The organism is Delftia sp. ASV31 (assembly GCF_016428765.1).
In the GTDB taxonomy this organism is placed as follows: domain Bacteria; phylum Pseudomonadota; class Gammaproteobacteria; order Burkholderiales; family Burkholderiaceae_C; genus Comamonas; species Comamonas acidovorans.
In genome coordinates this window covers 1-302 of record NZ_JAELTK010000311.1, presented here as the reverse complement: position 1 = coordinate 302, position 302 = coordinate 1, and the positions used below count along the sequence as shown (strand labels likewise).

The following is a 302-nucleotide window of genomic DNA, read 5'->3' as shown; positions in this document are numbered from 1 at the left end:
CCCCCCCCCCCCCCCCCCCCCCCCCCCCCCCCCCCCCCCCCCCCCCCCCCCCCCCCCCCCCCCCCCCCCCCCCCCCCCCCCCCCCCCCCCCCCCCCCCCCCCCTTTTCACGCAGAAGACGGCATACGCGATCAACGTCAGCGTCTCGTGGGCTCGGAGATGTGTATAAGAGACAGGGCGCAGCCGGCGCGACAGCCAGCCGCCACCGGGCAACGACAAAAGACGCGCCTTGAGCGCGTCGTCCGCCGTGGTCAGAAGATCGAAGGGCGCCGTGAAGGCCGGCGCCGGCCAGTCCTGCAGCAG

At 77.2% G+C, this 302-nt stretch carries 1 pseudogene; it reads right to left on the bottom strand.

The features are described from left to right. Positions 1-302: pseudogene (locus JHD82_RS30195) on the bottom strand (hypothetical protein); the annotation flags it as partial.